The sequence below is a fragment of the Rhodococcus sp. ARP2 genome (assembly GCF_001029585.1).
Classification (GTDB): Bacteria; Actinomycetota; Actinomycetes; order Mycobacteriales; family Mycobacteriaceae; genus Rhodococcus_F; species Rhodococcus_F erythropolis.
Map to the genome: position 1 here is coordinate 1 of NZ_LEKE01000083.1, position 19,893 is coordinate 19,893.

At 60.7% G+C, this 19,893-nt stretch carries 23 protein-coding genes; 14 read left to right on the forward strand and 9 right to left on the reverse strand.

Features of this window, described 5'->3' with window-relative positions; all coding sequences use genetic code 11:
* Positions 1–13: 13 nt before the first annotated feature.
* Together ABX74_RS21045 and ABX74_RS21050 are read left to right on the forward strand one after the other, a co-directional pair.
* Positions 14–640, forward strand: a complete 627-nt coding sequence (locus ABX74_RS21045) for a superoxide dismutase (RefSeq protein WP_047889626.1) — start codon at positions 14–16, stop codon at positions 638–640.
* A gap of 170 nt (positions 641–810) precedes the next feature.
* Positions 811–1,902, forward strand: a complete 1,092-nt coding sequence (locus ABX74_RS21050; protein WP_047889627.1) for an alpha/beta fold hydrolase — start codon at positions 811–813, stop codon at positions 1,900–1,902.
* A gap of 1 nt (position 1,903) precedes the next feature.
* Here the strand turns inward: ABX74_RS21050 and ABX74_RS21055 are convergent, their stop codons facing one another.
* A complete protein-coding gene (locus tag ABX74_RS21055; protein ID WP_047889628.1) occupies positions 1,904–3,169 on the reverse strand; it encodes a vWA domain-containing protein in 1,266 nt (421 codons plus the stop codon).
* A gap of 175 nt (positions 3,170–3,344) precedes the next feature.
* Between ABX74_RS21055 and ABX74_RS21060 the strand changes: the two genes are divergently transcribed.
* The gene (locus tag ABX74_RS21060) at positions 3,345–4,307 is read left to right on the forward strand and encodes a GGDEF domain-containing protein (RefSeq protein WP_047889629.1); all 963 of its coding nucleotides are present in this window, start codon (positions 3,345–3,347) and stop codon (positions 4,305–4,307) included.
* A gap of 89 nt (positions 4,308–4,396) precedes the next feature.
* Here ABX74_RS21060 and ABX74_RS21065 read toward each other — a convergent pair whose 3' ends face one another.
* On the reverse strand, positions 4,397–5,695 hold the full coding sequence (locus ABX74_RS21065) for an HNH endonuclease signature motif containing protein (RefSeq protein ID WP_047889630.1): 1,299 nt from the start codon (positions 5,693–5,695) through the stop codon (positions 4,397–4,399).
* 158 nt (positions 5,696–5,853) lie between these two features.
* Between ABX74_RS21065 and ABX74_RS21070 the strand changes: the two genes are divergently transcribed.
* The 5 genes from ABX74_RS21070 to ABX74_RS21090 all read left to right on the forward strand — a co-directional run bounded on the left by ABX74_RS21070 (position 5,854) and on the right by ABX74_RS21090 (position 8,931).
* On the forward strand, positions 5,854–6,357 hold the full coding sequence (locus tag ABX74_RS21070) for a MarR family winged helix-turn-helix transcriptional regulator (RefSeq protein ID WP_020908970.1): 504 nt from the start codon (positions 5,854–5,856) through the stop codon (positions 6,355–6,357).
* An 11-nt stretch (positions 6,358–6,368) separates the two neighbouring features.
* Positions 6,369–7,427, forward strand: coding sequence for an LLM class flavin-dependent oxidoreductase (locus ABX74_RS21075; protein WP_047889631.1), 1,059 nt, complete (start codon positions 6,369–6,371; stop codon positions 7,425–7,427).
* An 8-nt stretch (positions 7,428–7,435) separates the two neighbouring features.
* Positions 7,436–8,002: an FMN reductase gene (gene msuE, locus ABX74_RS21080; protein ID WP_019745144.1), complete on the forward strand. Its 567-nt coding sequence runs from the start codon at positions 7,436–7,438 to the stop codon at positions 8,000–8,002.
* Positions 7,999–8,526, forward strand: a complete 528-nt coding sequence (locus tag ABX74_RS21085) for a hemerythrin domain-containing protein (RefSeq protein ID WP_020970656.1) — start codon at positions 7,999–8,001, stop codon at positions 8,524–8,526. The genes msuE and ABX74_RS21085 overlap by 4 nt, the downstream gene beginning before the upstream one ends.
* Positions 8,527–8,598: 72 nt before the next feature.
* The gene (locus tag ABX74_RS21090; RefSeq protein ID WP_003940071.1) at positions 8,599–8,931 is read left to right on the forward strand and encodes a CD225/dispanin family protein; all 333 of its coding nucleotides are present in this window, start codon (positions 8,599–8,601) and stop codon (positions 8,929–8,931) included.
* A 61-nt stretch (positions 8,932–8,992) separates the two neighbouring features.
* Here ABX74_RS21090 and ABX74_RS21095 read toward each other — a convergent pair whose 3' ends face one another.
* Positions 8,993–10,147, reverse strand: a complete 1,155-nt coding sequence (locus ABX74_RS21095; protein WP_047889632.1) for an alpha/beta hydrolase — start codon at positions 10,145–10,147, stop codon at positions 8,993–8,995.
* A 38-nt stretch (positions 10,148–10,185) separates the two neighbouring features.
* Between ABX74_RS21095 and ABX74_RS21100 the strand changes: the two genes are divergently transcribed.
* The 3 genes from ABX74_RS21100 (at position 10,186) to ABX74_RS21110 (ending at position 13,234) form a co-directional block, all read left to right on the forward strand.
* The gene (locus ABX74_RS21100; RefSeq protein WP_019745148.1) at positions 10,186–10,644 is read left to right on the forward strand and encodes a DUF5990 family protein; all 459 of its coding nucleotides are present in this window, start codon (positions 10,186–10,188) and stop codon (positions 10,642–10,644) included.
* Between the two features lie 75 nt (positions 10,645–10,719).
* Positions 10,720–12,201: a flavin-containing monooxygenase gene (locus tag ABX74_RS21105; RefSeq protein WP_047889633.1), complete on the forward strand. Its 1,482-nt coding sequence runs from the start codon at positions 10,720–10,722 to the stop codon at positions 12,199–12,201.
* Between the two features lie 361 nt (positions 12,202–12,562).
* A complete protein-coding gene (locus tag ABX74_RS21110) occupies positions 12,563–13,234 on the forward strand; it encodes an NAD(P)H-binding protein (RefSeq protein ID WP_047889700.1) in 672 nt (223 codons plus the stop codon).
* Here ABX74_RS21110 and ABX74_RS21115 read toward each other — a convergent pair.
* Both ABX74_RS21115 and ABX74_RS21120 read right to left on the reverse strand, forming a co-directional pair.
* A complete protein-coding gene (locus tag ABX74_RS21115; protein ID WP_047889634.1) occupies positions 13,212–13,982 on the reverse strand; it encodes an ABC transporter permease in 771 nt (256 codons plus the stop codon). The genes ABX74_RS21110 and ABX74_RS21115 overlap by 23 nt on opposite strands.
* A 50-nt stretch (positions 13,983–14,032) precedes the next feature.
* The gene (locus ABX74_RS21120; protein WP_020908979.1) at positions 14,033–14,470 is read right to left on the reverse strand and encodes a GtrA family protein; all 438 of its coding nucleotides are present in this window, start codon (positions 14,468–14,470) and stop codon (positions 14,033–14,035) included.
* 141 nt (positions 14,471–14,611) lie between these two features.
* Between ABX74_RS21120 and ABX74_RS21125 the strand changes: the two genes are divergently transcribed.
* Entirely contained in the window at positions 14,612–15,319 is a 708-nt protein-coding gene (locus ABX74_RS21125; protein ID WP_020970663.1) for a TetR/AcrR family transcriptional regulator, read from the forward strand.
* A gap of 49 nt (positions 15,320–15,368) precedes the next feature.
* On the opposite strand, the gene ABX74_RS21130 is transcribed toward ABX74_RS21125, so the two are convergent.
* Positions 15,369–16,865: an MFS transporter gene (locus ABX74_RS21130; RefSeq protein WP_003940566.1), complete on the reverse strand. Its 1,497-nt coding sequence runs from the start codon at positions 16,863–16,865 to the stop codon at positions 15,369–15,371.
* A 99-nt stretch (positions 16,866–16,964) separates the two neighbouring features.
* Here ABX74_RS21130 and ABX74_RS21135 point away from each other — a divergent pair, with 99 nt between their 5' ends.
* A complete protein-coding gene (locus tag ABX74_RS21135) occupies positions 16,965–17,624 on the forward strand; it encodes a TetR/AcrR family transcriptional regulator (RefSeq protein ID WP_019745154.1) in 660 nt (219 codons plus the stop codon).
* A 9-nt stretch (positions 17,625–17,633) separates the two neighbouring features.
* Here the strand turns inward: ABX74_RS21135 and ABX74_RS21140 are convergent, their stop codons facing one another.
* Both ABX74_RS21140 and ABX74_RS21145 read right to left on the reverse strand, forming a co-directional pair.
* A complete protein-coding gene (locus ABX74_RS21140; RefSeq protein WP_019745155.1) occupies positions 17,634–17,837 on the reverse strand; it encodes a PspC domain-containing protein in 204 nt (67 codons plus the stop codon).
* 190 nt (positions 17,838–18,027) lie between these two features.
* Positions 18,028–18,876, reverse strand: coding sequence for an alpha/beta fold hydrolase (locus ABX74_RS21145; protein ID WP_047889635.1), 849 nt, complete (start codon positions 18,874–18,876; stop codon positions 18,028–18,030).
* Between the two features lie 239 nt (positions 18,877–19,115).
* Between ABX74_RS21145 and ABX74_RS21150 the strand changes: the two genes are divergently transcribed.
* Positions 19,116–19,532 (forward strand): PPOX class F420-dependent oxidoreductase, encoded by a 417-nt coding sequence (locus tag ABX74_RS21150; protein ID WP_029256158.1) that lies wholly within the window; start codon positions 19,116–19,118, stop codon positions 19,530–19,532.
* A 1-nt stretch (position 19,533) separates the two neighbouring features.
* On the opposite strand, the gene ABX74_RS21155 is transcribed toward ABX74_RS21150, so the two are convergent.
* Positions 19,534–19,887 carry a winged helix-turn-helix transcriptional regulator gene (locus ABX74_RS21155; protein WP_047889636.1) on the reverse strand — a complete coding sequence of 118 codons (354 nt, stop codon included), beginning with the start codon at positions 19,885–19,887 and terminating at the stop codon, positions 19,534–19,536.
* Positions 19,888–19,893: the final 6 nt, after the last annotated feature.

Below are 19,893 nucleotides of genomic sequence, written 5' to 3' on the forward strand. Positions count from 1 at the left end.
GAAGGCATGTCACATGACTGAATACGTTCTCCCCGAGCTGGACTACGACTACGCCGCACTCGAACCGCACATCTCCGGCGAGATCATGGAACTGCACCACAGCAAGCACCACGCCACGTACGTGGCGGGCGCCAACAGCGCAATCGAGCAGTTGGCTGCTGCACGCGAAGACGGCACGATCACCGCGAAGGCGCCGCTGCTCAGTAAGAACCTCGCCTTCCACCTCGGCGGCCACACCAATCACTCGATCTTCTGGAAGAACCTCTCCCCCAACGGCGGTGAGCGACCAGAAGGCGAGTTGGCAGCCGCGATCGACGAGCACTTCGGTACCTTCGACGCATTCGTCAACCACTTCTCCGCTGTAGCAACGACTTTGCAGGGGTCCGGCTGGGCGGTACTGGCCTACGACATGGTCGGGCAGCGCCTGGTCATCGAGCAACTCACCGACCAGCAAGGCAACATCAGCATCGGTATCGTTCCGTTGCTCATGCTCGACATGTGGGAGCACGCCTTCTACCTGCAGTACAAGAACGTCAAGGCCGACTACGTGAAGGCCTACTGGAACGTCATCAACTGGGAAGACGTTGCACAGCGATACGCGACGGCCACAGCCCCGACCGGCTTGATCGTCCCCGCCTGATCGTCCCCACCCGATCACTGCCATACCACCCCGATCAGCCCAGCTCGGCACGGTGGCTCCGTTGCCGAGCTGGGTTTTTGCACCCCCGAGATCGATGCATGTGAAGGCAGGTAACATACACCGAGCGCGGCTGACTCGGCCGTCCGCCGATTCGACTCCGAGGGGAACCAGTGCTCGATATCCGTGGTTTGATCGCGACGTGGCGTCCGACGCTGGACACCGCAGCGCGCAATGCATGGGGACTCTCGTTCGGCGACGGTGTCGAGAAGGCCGAACGCACGCCGTCGGTGCTGATCAGCGAAGGTCCACACCGCGATCTGTATCGCTTCGGCGCATTGTGGACGCCCAGAGGGAATCCGGTCCTCCTCGTACCTCCCCTCGCGGTTTCAGCCGACTGCTACGACCTTCGTGCAGGCCAGAGCTTCGCCGCACACCTACTGGATGGCGCGAACACGCCCTACCTCCTCGACTACGGGACCATGCGGTACTCCGACCGCGGAATGGGTTTCGAGGCCTGGGTCGACGACATCATCCCGGAAGCGATCCGTACGATCTCGGACTTACATGACGGCGCACCTGTTTCGCTGATCGGGTGGAGCCTCGGCGGGACCATGTCTCTGCTCACGGGCTCCGCTCACGCCGACCTTCCGATCGCATCGATCACGGCAATCGGCACGCCAATCGATTACACGAAGATTCCCGCTATCAGCCCGTTGAGGCTGATCGGCAAATACACGGGCGACACCCCGCTCACGTCCGCGACCAATCTGGTCGGCGGACTGCCTGCTCCACTCGTTCAGGCGAGTTACAAGGTGACGGCGTTGCAGCGCGAAGTCCTCAAGCCATGGTTCATCGTCCGCAACCTCCACAACACCGAGACTCTGGCTCGCATGGAATCGATAGACAAGTTCATGGCAGCCATGCCTGGATACCCGGGCAAGGCATTTCAGCAGATCTGCGAACAACTCATGCTCGGCAACAATCTCTACAACGACGCTGTCACGCTTGCCGGACGCGAGATCAGACTGTCAGCTCTGAGCGTTCCCGTTCTCGCGATCGGCGGCACCACTGACGTGATTGCACCCATCGCTTCGGTGGAAGCAATCACGTCGGTCCTCACCGGCGCGCCGTCGGTCCGGTTCGAGAAGGCGCCGGGAAGTCACCTCGGGCTCGTTGCCGGCCCCACCGCGAGAGACTCCACCTGGGCGCACATCGACGAATTCTTGAAAGAGAATGCACCGCAGTTGGTTTCGACCAGCTAAATCACGGCGTCGTGATGCCCGCGGCCACAGCTGCCTTGTGCCAATCCGGGAATTCACTCAGCAAACGGGTGTACAACTGGGCGTCGTCGACGGTGTCGATGTCGTCCAGCGCGAAGAATCCGGCATTGTCGACCACCCTGCCGTCGAGGTCGTCGAGCTTCTCCAGCACTCCGTAGTTGGCCTTGCCGATTCCGACGAACTGCCAAAAGGCCGGGAGCCCAGACGCTTCGCGCATCAATTTCGTGATTTCCTTGCGCTCGCTGAAGCCTCCGTCGGTGAAGAACAGGACGAGCGTCGGCGCCGAACCACGTGTCAGGCCGGAGAGAATCTCAGTCATGATCGGCACTTCACGATTTGCGGCGCCGATCTTGTCATAGTTGAATCCGCCGTGCGAGCCGCGCAAGTGCAGGTAGGTATCCGACCACTCTTCCGCGTCATGGACAGAGATCTCGGGAAGCTTGACGAAGCTGACTGCATACAAGTACGGCTCCAGCTTGCCGTCGTCGTCGAGCTGGATCGCAACGGGAACCATGCGTTCGACAACACGATGCACCACTCTGGTGCGGTACTGCTTGGCCATACTTCCGGTTTTGTCGATCACCAGGACCACTCGCGCCCGAATTCCGTTGCCACCCTTGGTCAGCAGGACCTTGGCCACTTCGCGCTTTCGGAGGTCCAGTTTTTCCCGCTTCACCATCGAGAGTTTGGCTTCGTCGGGCACGGTCCGAATGCCATCTGCCGATTCAGCCGAGTCGGGTCGGCTCTGCGGTTCCTCGTCGACCGAGACTCCGAATGCAGTGACCAGATCTGCCAATCCGCTGTCCCAACCCGCCGAAACGTTCCGAACCTTCCAGTCCGTGCCGCGGCGATAGATCTCGACGAGGACCGCTGCCCTCTCACTCGTCAAACCCAAAGCCTGAGCCACGATAGCGATGGAACCAGCCTGCTCCACCACGACACCAAGGCCCCCGACAGCAGAAAGGGTTCCGTTTGCCGCCGCATCAAGCGCCACGGCAACACTCAGCTGGTGGATGTCGGCGGGCAACCTCGCAATGTCGATTTCGATGACGCCGCCGGACTCCAAGCGCACCGCACCTTCGGGCGACACCGGCTGATTGAAGAAGACAAAATCTGCGTCGTTCCGCACCTTGTTCCGTTCGTCGAGCTGGAACACCATCAGGTCCACCGTGCCCGGGGCGCTACCGTTCACCGCCACCTTCAGCGAAGTTCCGTCAACGACTGTGTTCGCTCCACGCGCCAGCTCCATGCCTGAAGATTAGCGGGCCACCAAAGAATCAACGGCCCCGCAGTCGGAAGAATCACAGCACACTTTCAGCAATCGCCAGGATTCTCGAGGCAGACTGTTCGTGGAAGATTTGTCGCACGCGGGACCAAGAGCCTGAACATCGACAGAATCTTAGGGTCGATCAGGAGGTCACCAAATGCCGCACGGCCAGGCGCGCACCATCCCGATGTTGCCACTCCTGCCACCACTGACGAATTTCGACGACGCAAGTCGCTCGATCGTGTCCTACCTCGACGAATATCTTCCGCTGGCACTGTGGTCGATCACGCGGTTCGACGGGTCGAATCAAATCTTTCTCACCGTCTCACCCAACCCACTTCACATCGAAGTCGGCGAGACCCGGACTTGGCAAAACACCATGTGCAGCGAGGTAGTCCTCGGAAATGCGCCGCCAGTCTCATCGAATCGCGCACTCGTACCTGCACTTTCCCGAGATGACAGGTGGGAAGGCATAGGCGCATACGTCAGCATCCCAATCCTTCACAATGACGGCAGTCTCTTCGGCACTCTGTGTGGCGCCGACCCGATTACGGGCGACTCCGTACTCGAGGACAACCTGGCCCTCCTCACTCTCCTGTGCCGACTCCTCGGAACGATTCTCGATGTCGACTATCAGCGCGCGCAGTCAGTGCGACTGGCCGAAACTGCGCAACTCGATGCCGAGACCGACCCGTTGACAGGTCTTCTCAATCGGCGCGGGTGGAACCGCATCCTCGAGGCCGAGCAAACTCGGTACCGCCAATTCGCCGATCCGGGATCTATCATCATCGTCGATCTGGACGGCATGAAGACCATCAACGACGAACTCGGTCACGCCGCGGGTGACGAATATGTTCAACGGGCCGGCAAGATCTTGGCAGCATGCGCGCACCCTGGTGCGGTGGTTTCACGGTTGGGCGGAGACGAGTTCGGAATCGCTCTGCCCGATACACAGCCGCGCGCCGTCGACTACCTGGTCGAGTGTTTGGAGAAGGCGTTCCGGAATGCCGACGTCTGTTGTTCGATCGGTCGAGCCGACTTTTCCATGTTCCAAAGCCTTTCCGAGACTTGGGATACGGCCGATGCCGAGATGTACCGCCACAAGCGCTCGAAGCACTGATTCGACTCCCCCACGGCCTGTTGGCACCGCATCGGAGGATCCCTTCGATGCGGTGCTGGCCCGTGTTCTGTTGTGCCTGAGGTTCGTCCTCAGGTTTTGAAGGTGGTGTTCGCCGGCCGCGGGTGCTGCTGCGGGTCGATCGAGGGTGGTGGGATGAACCACGGTTTGTTGTCGACGCCGATGCGGATCACCCATTTCCCGACGAACCCGGATTTCCGGTGCATCAACCGGTGATGCGAACGGCACAGTAGGACAAGGTTGTTCATCACCGTCGGGCCACCGTTGGCCCAGTGCCGGATATGGTGCGCATCCGTCCACGCAGGCACGCACGTGCAGCCGGGGAACGCGCAGCCCTTGTCTCGGGCGATCAACGCCACTCGCTGCTCCGCGGACACTAATCGCTTGCCGGGTTTCGCATCGAGCGGCGCCCCGTGATCGTCGAGCAGAACAGTCGAGAGGAAACAATCGCACCCGAGGAGTCTGGTCTGCGAGACCGACAGTGGCCCGAGCCACGGCATGTGCCCGACATCGAGATCCGACACAGCCATTCCGTCATCAGTTGGTGTTGCGGCGCAGTCCCGATGCTCCGCCAGATCACGCGCGTTGATGTGCACGTTCACGTGCGGACGCTGGCCACCGTCGGTGCCGGTTTTGGCGCAGTCGAGGTAGCGGCGGATCAGTTCGGTGAACCCGTCCGCGGTCCGCTTCGCCGCCGACCGGGTATCGGGGGTTCCATCCGGTGCCGGGGTGGGCATCGTCAGATTCGACAGGGCGGAGAGCAGCATTTCACCGGTGAGGGCGTCGAAATCTCCGCGCACCACCACCCGACCATTCAACGTCGACGCGATCCGCAACTCATTCCGATCCACATCCTCGGCGGGCGGAACCTCATCGGACTCGAACACTCGCTCCAAGGTCGCGATCACGTTCCGCACCTTCGTCGTCGTCGCCTCCACACCCGACGCAGCAGCCAACAACAAATCGATACAGCGAGGGAGCGCTTCCTCCGGCATGCCCTTCGGCGGTGATTCGCAGAACGCCACGATCAACACGGCATGCTCGAAGGAGCAATCCCCGACATCGAACCGGGCCGCCACCGCCGGAAAAGGCCGCAGCGCCGCACCCAGGGCGGCGATCTTCTTCCCGTCCCGAACCTGCAGCATCGTGTTTGCCGCCAACCAGCAACCCACCCCGCGGCTCGCAATCACCTGATCATCGGGACGCATCGAGAGTTCGTCGACCACCGCCACACGAACAGCCTCGAGACGAAGAATCTCCGCACTCGCCGACACCGCAGCAGCACGCAACTCAGAAGCCGTCAACCGCCACATGCGTCCGCGCAACCCCACCGCAGAACCAGACACCACATCCGACAACAGAACACTCATTGAATCCCCCGATCCCCACCCCAAACAATACTCGAACACGTGTTCGAGTCAATACCTTGCTACCAGCACAAATGAGAGCGGGGAATAGTTCGATCGATCCAGGCGTATTATTTGAGTAAGCAATACTTGCGAGCGCAAATAAATGGAGGCTGTCACCGATGACTACCGACGAACGTCGACGCGGTTCCGTCTGGCGTGACCTAGTGGTCAGCCACAGCGTCATCCTCGGCAAGATGGAGGCGGACCTTCGAACCACCACCGGGCTCACCCTTGGCCAGTACGACGTCCTGCTCCGACTGCACGAAGCGCCGGGAAACACGATCCGAATGGGCGATCTGGCCGAACTGGTCCTGGTCACCACCAGTGGCGTGACGCGCGTCGTCGATCGATTGGTCGAGGCAGGACTGGCAGAGCGCGTTCGACCGGAAAACGATCGACGCGTCGTGACGGTATCGATGACGCCTGCGGGCAAGAAGACGCTTCGAAAAGCGTCCGCCATACACACGCGAGGGATCGCCGAATACTTCTCCGATCTCATTGAAACCGAGGAGCTTCCGGTACTCGAACGCTTCTTCTCCCGACTTGCCGCACATCACACGAATCAAGGCGGCGCATGCGATGCGCACGTAGAACAACTTTCCATCACCCCCACGAACAGATAGCGAGAAACAACATGGCTTTCGAATTGGGCGTCTACCATTTCGGTGAACTCACCCCAGATCCCACTACCGGCGCGATGATGAATCCCGGTGTCCACCTTCGCCATTTAGTCGAGCAGGCAACCGTTGCCGATCAGGTTGGACTCGATGTCTTCGGCGTCGGCGAGCACCATCGCACCGACTTCGCAGTCTCAGCCCCTGCAGTTGTGCTCGCGGCAATGGCTCAGGCTACCGACAACATCAAGCTGTCCAGCGCCGTAACTGTACTCAGTTCCGACGATCCCGTCCGTGTGTTCCAACAGTTCGCGACAGTCGACCTGCTTTCCGAAGGCCGTGCCGAGATCATTGCCGGCCGAGGTTCGTACACGGAGTCATTTCCGCTTTTCGGGTACGACCTGTCCCAGTACAACGAACTCTTCACCGAAAAGCTCGATCTACTACTGAAACTGCGCGACGAGAACCCGATCAACTGGGAAGGGCAACTTCGCGCACCACTGACCGACGGTGACGTGACGCCCCGCCCGGACCGTCAGATTCCGGTGTGGATCGCAGTCGGAGGTACTCCGGCCTCTGTCGTCCGTGCCGCGAAACTGGGCCTGCCCCTCTCACTGGCCATCATCGGTGGAAGTTACCAACAGTTCGAACCGTTCGTCGATCTGTACCGCAGGGCTGCAGCGGAGTTCGGACACGATCCGAAGAAGCTCGCTGTCTCGATTGCTTCGCCAGGATTTGTCGATACCTCGAAGCAAACAGCACTCGACACGTCGTACCCGTATTTCCAGGCCGGGTGGATGCAGAATCATCATCAGCGGGGGAACGGAGTTCCCATGCCGCGCAGGGCATACGAGGCGCAGGCAACCACCGCGGGTGCGTTCTTCCTCGGCGGCCCGCAGGAAATCATCGACAAGACGATGGCGCAGTACGAACTGTTCCATCATGACCGCATCATGATCCAGATGGGGTTCGGCAATGTGCCACAGAAGGACATGCTGCGTGCGATCGAGATCCTCGGCACCGAAGTAGCCCCCGTTGTGCGTAAGGAAATCGAATCACTGAAGTCGTCCCAAGAATAGGAGTTTCGATGAGCACACCGCTCAAAATTGTTGCCGTTGTCGGCAACCTTCAAAAACCCTCCAAGACTCGTGCCCTCGTCGACCTGATCGTCGAAACCTTGGGAGACTTCGAGCAGATCGACACACGAGTTTTCGAGATCGTGGATCTGATTCCAGGTCTTGCATCTGCTCTGGATCGCGATCACGTCGACTCAGTGACCGCCGAAGCGCTGGCAGCAGTCGAGTCCGCCGATATCGTCATCGCGGCGTCACCGGTGTTCCGCGGCTCGTACACGGGAATGTTCAAGCATTTCTTCGATCTCGTGGACCAGTACGCGCTTGCCAACACTCCGGTGATTCTTGCTGCGACAGGTGGCAGCGACCGCCACGCTCTCGTGTTGGACCATGCCCTGCGTCCACTGTTCGCTTTCTTCCAAGCGCTGACCGCTCCGGTCGGGATCTATCTCAGCTCAGGTGATTTCGACGGAACGACTATCCTCAACCCCGAGGTATTCGAGCGTATCGAGATGGCAGCAAAGGACGTCCTGCCGGTAGCGAGGATGCTCGCGGAGCGGGATCGAGTTGCGCTGACGTGAACGCCCCTCATTCGCACAACACGGCAACAGTTGCCGGTCTGAGGATGATCGAACAGCTACGTCAGGTTCACGAACCTCTACGAGCCGATATCGAGGTACTCGAGAACGCCCTGCAACTGTTGTCGGACGAAACCGCCGATCTGACTCGGATACCCGAGATGATCGACAATCTGACGATCGCGGATTTCGTCTGGCAACTACGGGTCAACTGCGACTTCTACTGCAACACGCTGACTCTGCACCACACCATCGAAGATCAACGTATGTTCCCCGTAATGACCAGGAACTTTCCCGAGTTGGCCCCTGCGGTCGAACGACTGCAGGCAGAACACAAGCTTGTCGGGGAGATCGTGTCGGAAGCCAAGCGTGCGTCACTCGCGCTGAGCACCGAATCCTCCACGGTCAATCGGGCACACGCCGCAATCTCCGAATTGGCGGATCATATGCAGTCGCACCTCGATTTCGAGGAGGCCACACTCTTTCCGTACTTCCGACGGATGGATCGCGACTGGCATTACGGCTGATCGTGCACACTCAGTGATTCTTCAGCTCCATCGCAGTAGCGTCGAAAGGGCCACCTCATGTCAGGAGCCCCCATGACCAACCCGGATCAACCCACCGTCCAGCAATCCGTTCCTCAGCACCCGATTCGACCGCCCGTCAATGCGGGTTGGGCAGTGGTCTCGCTGCTGTTCTTCTGGCCGCTCTCCTTCTCCGCTTTCACGCACGCCTTCAACGTGTATCCGCTGTGGGCCGACGGCGATGTGGCCGGGTCGCGGTACGCGTCCGATCGAGTGAAACGACTCGGTCAGATCTCGCTGTGGATCGCAGGCGGGCTACTACTCCTGGTCTGCATCCTGTACGCGATCGCGGCAATCGTGTGGTTCGCCAACGGTGGCCACGATTACGGGCCGCGACGTATGCGCTGAACAACCACCCTGAAACAACAACACTGAAACAACAACACCGCAACAACAACACCGCCGAACATCACCTCATCAATCGATCGATGAACTCCATGGTCTGGTCCATCGAAGCGACCGTCGTTTGGCCGTGGCTGATTCCGCTGAGTTCTTGATACTCGAACTGCGTTCCTCGCGAACGCATGTCGACCAGTTGCGCCCAGGTAAGGGCGACAGGAACCGTTGTGTCCGACACGCTCTGCACCACACGCAGTGACCGGTCGTAGCCGTCGACCGGCACCTGCATCATCTCGCGAAACAGATCGTGGAAGCGTGGCGTCCACACCGACCGAGAAAACAACGAGCTCAACTGGATTCGTTCGGCGCGAATGTGGCGGCCGAGATCTCCGGCGCACAGTGTCCGAGCCTTTTCCATCCACTCGATCCCCTGCGGCGAGAGAACCTCCCGAATGTTCTCTTCGGGTCGTTGATCGTCGATCCCGGCCAGAACGTACAGCGCGTATCCCACCAACCCGGTGATGCCGATGTCGGGAAACAGCGGTCCGCCCAACGGAAACAAACCTTCCATATGGGTGGGGCCGGCAACAACGACCGAGCCGCGGAAATCCAATTCCGGTGCACGAGTGGTGGCCTCGTGTCCCGCGAAGTACGCCGCATGACCGCCTTCGGACAAACCCGCGACCATCCACCGCGGACTCAGCACACTGCCGTACAACTCGTGCGCAGCCCGCACGATGTCGACCGCATTCGCGCCGGCGGCATGTCCGTCGAGATAGGCCAGCACCCCGTCGGTACCAAGTCCCGAGTAGTCGGTAGCGACTACCGCGTACCCCTGCTCCAACCAGCGTTCGATCGGTTCGATCTCACCCGGACCGAATCCGGTCGACGAGGGTGCACACTGATCCGCACTGCCCAAAGTTCCGTGGGCATAGGAGATGACGGGCCAACCGCCCGCCGGTGCGGCACCTTCCGGCAGAAACACGGACCCTGACGACTCCCCCCATCTGTCAGCGGTACGCAGAGTTCGATACACGACCCGCTGCGTCTCACCGGCGCCGACCGGAAACACTGCGGCCGAGAGTTCGCCATAGGACTCCAGCGCGCCCGCGACTTCCGGTTCGTCCGTCGTCGCCGCGGCAGCACCTGACCCCCACCCGAGACTCGACAACAGAATGCTCGCCACCACGGCCGCAACAAAGGTTCTACCCGAACGACTCACCACGCCAACCCCTCCCGACCTGTGCAGAGCATGATGTCGATATGCAGATCATCATCACCGGTCACAGCCTGCCCGGACGTGAGTGTTCCGAAACCGCAACCTTCGAAGGGCGCAGCAACATCCACGTCGGCGTTCAGCGCCGAGGCAAGCCACACGAAATCCTCGACCTCGTACCAGGAGATACCGAGACAGTGCGATGGGAACTGACAGCGAGTCTGGAGCGAAAGTCCGGTGCCTGGGACATTCTCGGTTCACACATCCAGGGTCCACCTCGCGGACGCTTCATCTACCTGTCCTGGGTGACGGTATCCGATGACCAGACGTTCGAGATGTTTCGGCGCGCAAAGCTGATGCTCGACGCGATCCCCGAGCACATCGTCGAGCAGGCCGACGCTTCCGGCGTACTCCACGGAGACCTCGGGCTCACCGACGCCGCAGGTAAACCACTGTGCGCGGCAATCCGACCACCAACGATCACATGGTCCTCCTCGCCTTACTGAGCATCGTTCAGTAGTGTGGTGATCGAGCACTAACTCTGCCGGTGGCCCCACATAGTCGATACGGAGTCCGAACTGATGAGCACCGAACACCTCGATGTCCTGATCGTCGGCGCCGGCTTGTCCGGCATCGGTGCTGCTTATCGACTCCAGACCGAGCTCCCAGGAAAGTCGTACGCAATCCTCGAGGCCCGAGCGAACAGCGGCGGAACCTGGGACCTCTTCAAGTATCCCGGCATCCGATCGGATTCCGACATGTTCACGCTCGGCTACCCGTTTCGCCCGTGGACAGATGCCAAAGCAATCGCCGACGGTGATTCGATCCTGCGGTACGTGCGCGACACCGCGCGAGAGAACGGGATCGACAAGAAGATTCGGCACAACCGGAAGGTGACGGCCGCATCATGGTCGTCGGCGGACTCGACCTGGACAGTCACGGTCACGACCGGCGACGAAGACGAAACATTGACCTGTAACTTCCTCTATCTCTGCAGCGGGTACTACAGCTACGACGGCGGATACACCCCCGACTTCCCCGGACGTGAATCGTTTGCCGGTGAGGTAGTGCACCCCCAGTTCTGGCCCGAAGAACTCGATTACTCCGACAAGAAGGTCGTTGTGATCGGAAGCGGCGCCACCGCAGTCACTTTGGTCCCCACGATGTCGCGGAACGCAAGCCACGTCACGATGCTCCAGCGATCACCGACGTACATTCTGGCGCTGCCGTCCAGCGACAAATTATCGGACACCATTCGCGCGGTACTGCCGAATCAACTCGCGCACAGCATCGCTCGATGGAAGAGCGTCGTAGTGAACCTGAGTTTCTACCAACTGTGCCGACGCAGTCCGGCGCGCGCAAAGAGGATGCTGAACCTCGCGATCAGTCGTCAACTCCCGAAAGACATCCCCCTCGATCCTCACTTCACACCCTCCTACAACCCCTGGGACCAGCGCTTGTGCGTCGTACCCGACGGCGATTTGTTCAAAGCCCTCCGATCCGGCAAGGCCTCGATCGAGACCGATCACATCGACACCTTCACCGAGACCGGGATCCTTCTCGCGTCAGGTCGCGAACTCGAAGCTGACATCATCGTCACTGCAACAGGATTGAAGATGGAGGCGTGCGGCGGGATGTCCATCGAAGTGGACGGCGAACCCGTCACCCTCGGTGATCGTTACGTCTACAAGGGCATGATGATCAGCGACGTACCGAACTTCGCGATGTGCGTCGGCTACACCAACGCCTCGTGGACTCTGCGAGCAGATCTCACGTCGATGTACGTGTGCCGACTGCTGACGGAGATGGACAAGCGCGACTATTCGAAGTGCGTGCCGCACGCGACCGAAGAAATGGACCAGCGGCCGATCCTGGATCTGGCGTCGGGGTACGTCATGCGTGCCGTGGAACAGTTCCCGAAGCAGGGATCGAAGTCACCGTGGAACATGCGTCAGAACTACATCCTTGACCGTCTTCACTCCACGTTCGGGAGCATCAACGACCACATGACGTTCTCGAAGGCACCAGCTCGACATTCGACGCCGGTACCGAGCAAGAGTTGAGCGGACCACGAACAACCAGGTAGAGCAGTCTGGCGAAGCCACCAATCGATCCGACGACAAAGAACACGCCAGAACCTGCGACCACGGCACAGAGCGCACCGAGAACGATGATCGTCGACGCCTCTACCATTCGACCGGCTGACTCCGATCCTAGAACGTGTATTTCATCAACTCCTTCGTTCATAAAACTATTTTCAGCCAACCGTCCAGCCGGTTTGTAGGGACTTTAGTCACGAGTCGGGTCAAAATGGACTCATAATTGCAGGTCAAGCGTTCAGTTGGCCACTCCGGTCGGATGAACTGCAGACCGTTCCGTAGTGTGCGCATCACAGAAAGTGGAACCAACGCCGGGGGGAACATCATGAAGGTCGTCGTTTTCGGGGCAACAGGAATGGTCGGCAACAGCGTCCTGAGGGAATGCCTCGACGATCCACGAATCGACGAAGTCGTGACCGTCGGCCGCAATCCGTCCGGTACAACCGCCCCGAAGATCGTCGACATCGTTCACCGCGACATGCTCGACTTCTCGGCGATCGAAGCCGATCTGACCGGCGCGGATGCCTGCTTCTTCTGCCTCGGTGTCTCCTCTGCCGGCATGAACGAAGCCGACTACACCCGCATCACGCGTGACATCACGCTTGCCGCCGCCACGACACTGTCGGGTGTGAACCCTCAGATGGTGTTCGTCTACGTGTCCGGCGAAAGCGCCGACTCCACCGAAACCAGCAAGACCATGTGGAAGCGAGTACGTGGCGCGACCGAGAATGCGCTACTCGCACTCCCTCTCACGACCTACATCCTCCGGCCGGGATTCATCCGTCCGCGCCCGGGATCGCCGTCGAAGACCTGGTGGTACAAGGCCTTCTATCAAATCTCCGTGCCTCTCTACCCACTCTTGCGCAAGGTTTGGCCCAGCAGCGTGACCACCAGTGAAAACATCGGCAGGGCAATGATCACCCTCGCGGCAAACACGCCCGATCTTCCCGACCGCGTCCTTCGCAGCGACAAGATCAACGAACTCGCGCAGGCCTGACAGTCTTACCTCGAAAGACGAAGCCGCGGGCGACGAGTTCCAACGCCACGGCGACCGAGCAGGTTTGCGCCAACAGCAGCCCTGCCAGCACAAGAATTTGCACGGCACCGGCTTGAACGGCCGACCCCGTCGCGAGCAAAACGCCGACAAAAGCTCCCGGCAATGTCACGAGGCCGACGGTGCGCGTCTGGTCGACTCCCGGTAGCAGGGCGTCGGAGGCTGCGGTGCGGGCTACTTCCCACCGTGCATCGCGCTGGGAAAATCCAAGGCTCAGTGCGGCTTCGACTTCCCCGTATCGATCATCGACGGCGCCGAGTCCGCGTTTGGCTGCCATCGATGTTGCAGTCATCGCGCCGCCCAGAACAATTCCGCCGATCGGCACCAGAGCGATGCCTTCCAGCGGAACCACTCCGGACAGCAGCATCAGTGGCAGAACCACACCGATTCCCGACGCCAAGGCGATGGTCAGCCACGCTCCGGACGTTCCTGCGCCGCAGCGTCGTGCCGCGGTGAACGACGCCGCAGCGAACATGCCGACGAGCACGAGGAGCGCTGACCAGATGTGAGCCAAGGCTGCGGCGAGGATCAACGAAATCGCAGCCAACTGAAGAGCGCCACGAGCGAGTGCGCCGGGGACTACCCGAACGCTACCGAGAGAGGTGAATCGGTAGACGAGCGTGGCGACAAGAGCCATGACGATGCAGAGGACAGCCAGACGGATGCCGGAGTCGGCTATCGAAAGGCTCATAGGTCACAGTGTTCCCTACGAGCCGAGTCCGATTCGAATTCGAGAACCGCTCAGAAAACCCAACCGCGAAGAGCGACGAATCGCAGGCCACCGACAATTCCACTCACTGCGATCACAAGCCCGGCTTGAAGAAGTCCGTCGGCTCCGGGGAGAAGGAAGCCGAGCGCACTGATGGCGGCCGAACTGGCGATCAACCCGACCAGAGCGAGTCCACCGCCTTCCCACTGCGCGGTGAACCAGTTGACGCGATCCGCGGCATGGAAGGTGAGCCGGCGATGCAGTTCGTTGGCCAGAATGGTGCTCAAGACTGCACCAACGGCGTTGGCGACCAGCGCTCCGTCACCGCGCAGCGCCAGAAAAGCGGCAAAGTACAAGATGTTGCTGGCTCCGCCGACGAGGGCAAAACGAACGAGCTGAGCAAAGGCGCCGTCGCCGGCAAGAGCACGAAGCCTCGTTGCCGCGAAACCTGCACTCCGCGTACCCACCATCGAGATCGGATTGCTCCCGACCCAGATGTCAGACGTGCTCATATCGGCTTCTCTCATACGGACAATCGGAACCACACGTTCCGCTTAGTAATATAGCACTAACGGAATCGATCATTCCGCTTAGTGCCGTAGACTGTGAGGATGCCGACAACACACCCCGACGCTTCTCATGCGGGGACCTCGGCCGACTGCTCACAGCCGCGCCTTCGGTCCGACGCCAAGGCCAACCTCGAGCGCATCCTCAACTCCGCTCGCGAGGTGTTCGCTGCCCAAGGACTCGACGCCACGCTGGCGGACGTCGCCAAGCACGCCGGCGTCGGCGTCGGCACCGTCTATCGCCGGTTCGCCAGCAAGGACGAGCTGATCCAGGCCCTGTTCGACACACGGTGCTCCGAGATCGAAACGATTGCCGCCACCGCCCGGGAGATGCCAGACGCCTGGGAAGGTCTTGTCTACTTTCTCGACGTGATCTCCCTGCGCATGGCAGACAACCGCGGATTCGGCGATCTCCTGATGGACGGGCGCTTCGCGTCCGACACTTTCGCTCGCGCGCGCGCCGGGATCGCTCAGCACACCGCGGCACTTGTCAATCGCGCCAAGGAACAGGGCACCCTGCGGAGCGACTTCGAAGTCAACGACATTCCGCTTCTCATGCAGGTCGTCAAGATGGCCCAGAAGTTCGGCGGCGACGAGGCCCCTCAGGCTTACCGCCGCGCACTCGGGTTCATGATCGACGGACTCTGCGCGTCCCGCACCGGCCATCGCGAGTTGCCCGTCCCGGCGCTTTCCTCCGAACAACTCGATCACGTCCTTCATCGGTTTCAGGCATCGCCCGATAAGAACTGCTGACTCGATTTCGGGGTCGACGCCGCAATGGCGTCGACCCCGAAATTTGCTGTCAGTGAGCGATTACCGGTTCACCTTCCGGCGAATCCGGAAGCAGTCCACTCCGAAGAACCAGTCCGGTCAAGACCGCACCGACCGCGAATATGCCTGCGGCCCAATAGAACGTGGTGGTGTAACTCTCGACGGCAGCCTGTGCCTGGGTCAGCGGATTCATCTCGCGGCCCACCAGGTAGTTGGTGGAAGCCGAGGCTGCAATCGTGCTGAGCAGTGCAGTTCCGATCGAGCCGCCCACCTGCTGCATCGTGTTGACCGTGGCAGATGCGACGCCGGCATCTTCGTGATGCACGCCTGAAGTTGCTCCCTGCATCGACGGGGCGAAAATGCTGCCCATGCCGAGTCCGGTGACGACGAGCCCCGGCAGAATGTGGACTGCATAAGTGCTGTCCACGGAAATCTGGGCCAGCAGCGTCATTCCGATCGCCGCGATGACCATTCCGCTCACGATCAGCACTCGCGGACCGACGCGCGGTAGCAAAACCGCTGTCGAAAGCGTTGCCGCTGTCACGATTCCGAACACCATCGGCATGAATGCGAGGCCGGTCATGATCGGGCTGTACCCGAGGATCAGCTGCATGTAGTACGTCAGGAACAGGAAGACTGCGAACATGCCTGCGCCGGAAAGGAAGATCGCCAGGTACGAGCCAGCCCGGATTCGGTCGAGGACCACCCGCAGCGGAAGGAGCGGGTGCTCGGACTTGGTCTGCCAGTAGATGAACGCCGCCATGAACACGACGCCGGCAACGAGCCACGAGATAGTGGGAGTTGCACTCCACCCGTCCGATTCGGCCTTCGAGAATCCGAAGACGATGCTGAACAAGCTGATCGACACCAGGATCGTTCCCGGGATGTCGAGCTTGGGTCGCGAGTCACTGGTGTGCGGCGCGAGCAACAGGACTGCTCCGACCAGGGCGATCGCCGCGAAGAAGAGATTCACGAAGAGGCACCAGCGCCAGTCGACCCACTCGGTGAGTGCGCCGCCGAGCAGCAGTCCGATGGCGCCACCACCGCCGGCAACGGCACCGAAGATACCGAAAGCCTTGGCACGCTCACCGGGATCCGTGAATGTCACGGACAGCAGCGACAGGGCTGCCGGGGCGAGGAGCGCACCGAATACGCCCTGGCCGGCACGAGCGGCAACAAGCATTTCGAAGTTGACGGCTGCGCCACCGATGGCGGAAGCCACTGCGAAGCCGATCAGGCCGACGATGAAAGTTCTCCTGCGCCCGAACAAGTCGCTCAATCGACCGCCGAGTAGCAGCAAGCTGCCGAACGCCAATGCGTATGCCGTGATGATCCACTGGCGGTCCGAATCACCGAACTCCAGTGAGCGCTGCGCAGCAGGCAGCGCGATGTTGACGATGGTGGCATCCAAGACCACCATCAGCTGCGCAATTCCCAGAACCGCGAGAACCAGCCACCGCTTTGCGTGGTTGTCCCCTGAAGGCGCTGAGGACTGCTCGAATTCAGTCCGTTCAGCAATGTCTGACATAGTCCCTCGCCCAACCTATGCGGAGATGGCTTCTCCGGTTAGCAAAAACGCTACACGAAAACGGAGAGGCTGTCTCCACTTGACGGGTAGAGTGGGGACATGAGTACCGCAATGGAGCGCCCCCTTCGCGCCGATGCTGCACGTAATCGGCAGTTGATCATCGACGCCGCACGTGAATTGTTCGCCGAAGAAGGGATCGACGTCACACTCGACGACGTCGCCCGGCGCGCGGGTGTCGGCGTCGGAACGGTCTATCGGCGGTTCGCCAGCAAAGAAGAATTGATCGATGGAGTCTTCCAACAGAACTTCGCCGACATGGCGGCGGCTGCGGACGCGTCACTCGCCAATCCGGATCCGTGGGACGGCCTGGTCACCTTTGCCGAATTTGCCTGCAGCCGTATGTCGGTCAACCGCGGGCTCAAAGACGTCCTGAATGGAACCGACGAGGGATGCGAGCAAGTCGCATGCCAACGATCCATCATCGAACCGTCGGTCGAGAGGATCTTCTACCGGGCCCAGGAGGCCGGGATGCTGCGCCCCGACGCCGTACCGACGGACCTGTTCGGCCTCATCTTCATGGTGGGCGCAGTCACCGAATTTGCTCAGCCCGTCAACCCGACCGTGTGGCGTCGATACCTCTCGGTAATGCTCGACGGCCTACGCACGGAGGGCTTGCACCGTGACGCACTCCCCCTTCCTCCGCTGAGTTCGGAGGAATTGCACGAGGCCAAGCAATGCCTGAAAGACCGCCGCCGTTGAGCGGTTCGGTCAGATCTGCTCACGAGGAATGAAAATCCACATCACGATGTAGATCAGAAACTGCGGGCCGGGCAGCAGGCACGAGAGCACGAACAGCAAGCGGACAGTCGACGACTTCCAACCGAAGTATCGAGCGATTCCGGCGCACACCCCACCGAACATTGCTCCCGAGCGGGCGCGGGTGAGCTTGCGGGTCTTCATCGGGGAGGTCATGTGTTGTTTCCTTTCAACGGAACTCGCGGTTCATCCGCGTCGACCTCCACTATCCGCCGCCGATCCACCTGTGCGCATCAGGCCATGGACCCATCTTTTCCGTCGCGGTGTGTCCTCAGGTACGAGTCCGTCCCCGCGTCGGACTCAGGGTTCTCCCCCACACCCCAGCCTCGAACCCCAGCCTCGTACCTCAGCAGGGAAACATGCGTCGAAGCCGTTTCGGAGCCGCAAAAGGTTGCCAGTTGTCCACGTCCTGCGCCAGACGATCGGCAACCGTCCACAACGCGGACGGGTTGTGGGTCAACCCCATGTGACTGCCTTGCACCGCAATGCTTTCCGACAGGCCTGCCGAGGTTTCACAGCACGCTTGCCATGGAACGATACCGTCGTGCCTGGAGTAGACCGACGTAGCAGGAACGGAAATAGGCGATCCCTGTTCGGATTCGATGCCGTCGACCGGAGGCAGTATCGCGTGATTGCCGGACAAACGAGCGTAGAGAGATCCGACTCTCGTCTGCTCCAGACTGGTGAGAGCGAAAGGACTTCCGAGTGTCACTACCTGACGTACCGATTCCGGCAGATCCCTCGCCAGCTTTCGAGCGTAGATACCGCCCAGACTCCAGCCGATCACCGACACCTTCTGCTCGTATCGATCTGCTACCTCGGCCAATGCGGCAGGCAATCCGTCGACCACCGTCGCCGTCGGACCGGTGTTCAGACCCAGATTCCAACCGTGAACCCGGTATCCGAGAAAGCTCAGGTACGTCCTCAAGGCGAGAGTCGACACGTCCGAAGTCAGCAATCCGGGGAGAACGAGGACCGGATGCCCGTCCCCACGCGGCGATCGAAGCAACCAAGGAGCCGCGAGAAGCAGTGAAGCGATGTCGACCAGTCCGCGCGTCGGCTCGCTCAGACACATCGCCAAGGATGGTGGCCCCGGAACGAGTGGGTCGACTTCACGAATCAGCGTCGATCGCTGCGCCCAATCGAATTCGGCCTCCGCGAAATCGATCGCCGAGACTTCCGCAACTACGGACACCTGAACTCCTGTCGGCCGGTGCCCTCGTCGGGGCGTGTGGTGGGGCGGTTCCGCGAGCTGTGTGCTCAACCCGCGGAACCTTGTCCTCATCCACCACCGGTAGCGAACCAGGACCCGTTCTGCCCACAGATTCGTGACCAAAGGCCTCTCGACCACACGAACACTGTGTGATCCAGAACACTAGTTTTGATTACGTTGCATCTACGTTGCGTACGTGTTTCGTCCCCGAAGGAGAACAGATGGCATTCACGGAAGAAGAAATCGCATACATGCAGTCGCAGCCACTGGCGCGCGTAGCGACGCTCTCACCGCACGGGCAGCCAGACGTCGTTCCATTGGCCTTCGAATACGACGGGGCCCACTTCTGGATCGGCGGGGGCGGCCAGAGTGTCCTGAAAACCAGGAAGTTCCGCAATATCGGGTCAGGACAACTCGAAGTAGCCCTCGTCATCGACGACATGCCGTCATTCGAGCCGTTTGTCGCGCGCGGGATCAGGATCTACGGAATCGCTGAACAGCCGATCGAAAGGGTAGGAATGGTCGGTCCCGGAATCTATTCACGCATCACGCCGACAGTCTCGTGGAGTTGGAACTTGGCGGGAGAACCGGCAGGTGACACCTGGTACGAATCTCACAAGACTGTTCACACGCAATAGGTCAGTTCGGGCAACTCTCGGGTGGCAGGTTTTCGGCGGCCCACGTTGTCAGTTCACTGAGAGCGGGGAGCAGCGCCTGCCCCGACGCCGTGAGTTCGTACTCCACAGCGATGGGCGGGCCGGCGTCGACGGTCCGCGTGACCAGGCCCGCACCAACCAGTTCGGTCAATCGGTCCGAGAGCACGGAGTCGCTGATCTTGCCGACTGCACGCTTGAGTTCCGCAAATCCCGCCGGACCACCGAGGAGCGTCGCCAGGATCACACCGTTCCAGCGTTTGCCGAGAAAGCTGAAAGCGCGAGCCAACGCCGCGTCACAGACGCGTGGTTGGTGCTCGGCTTCACTCTTCCCAGGCATTGCTTC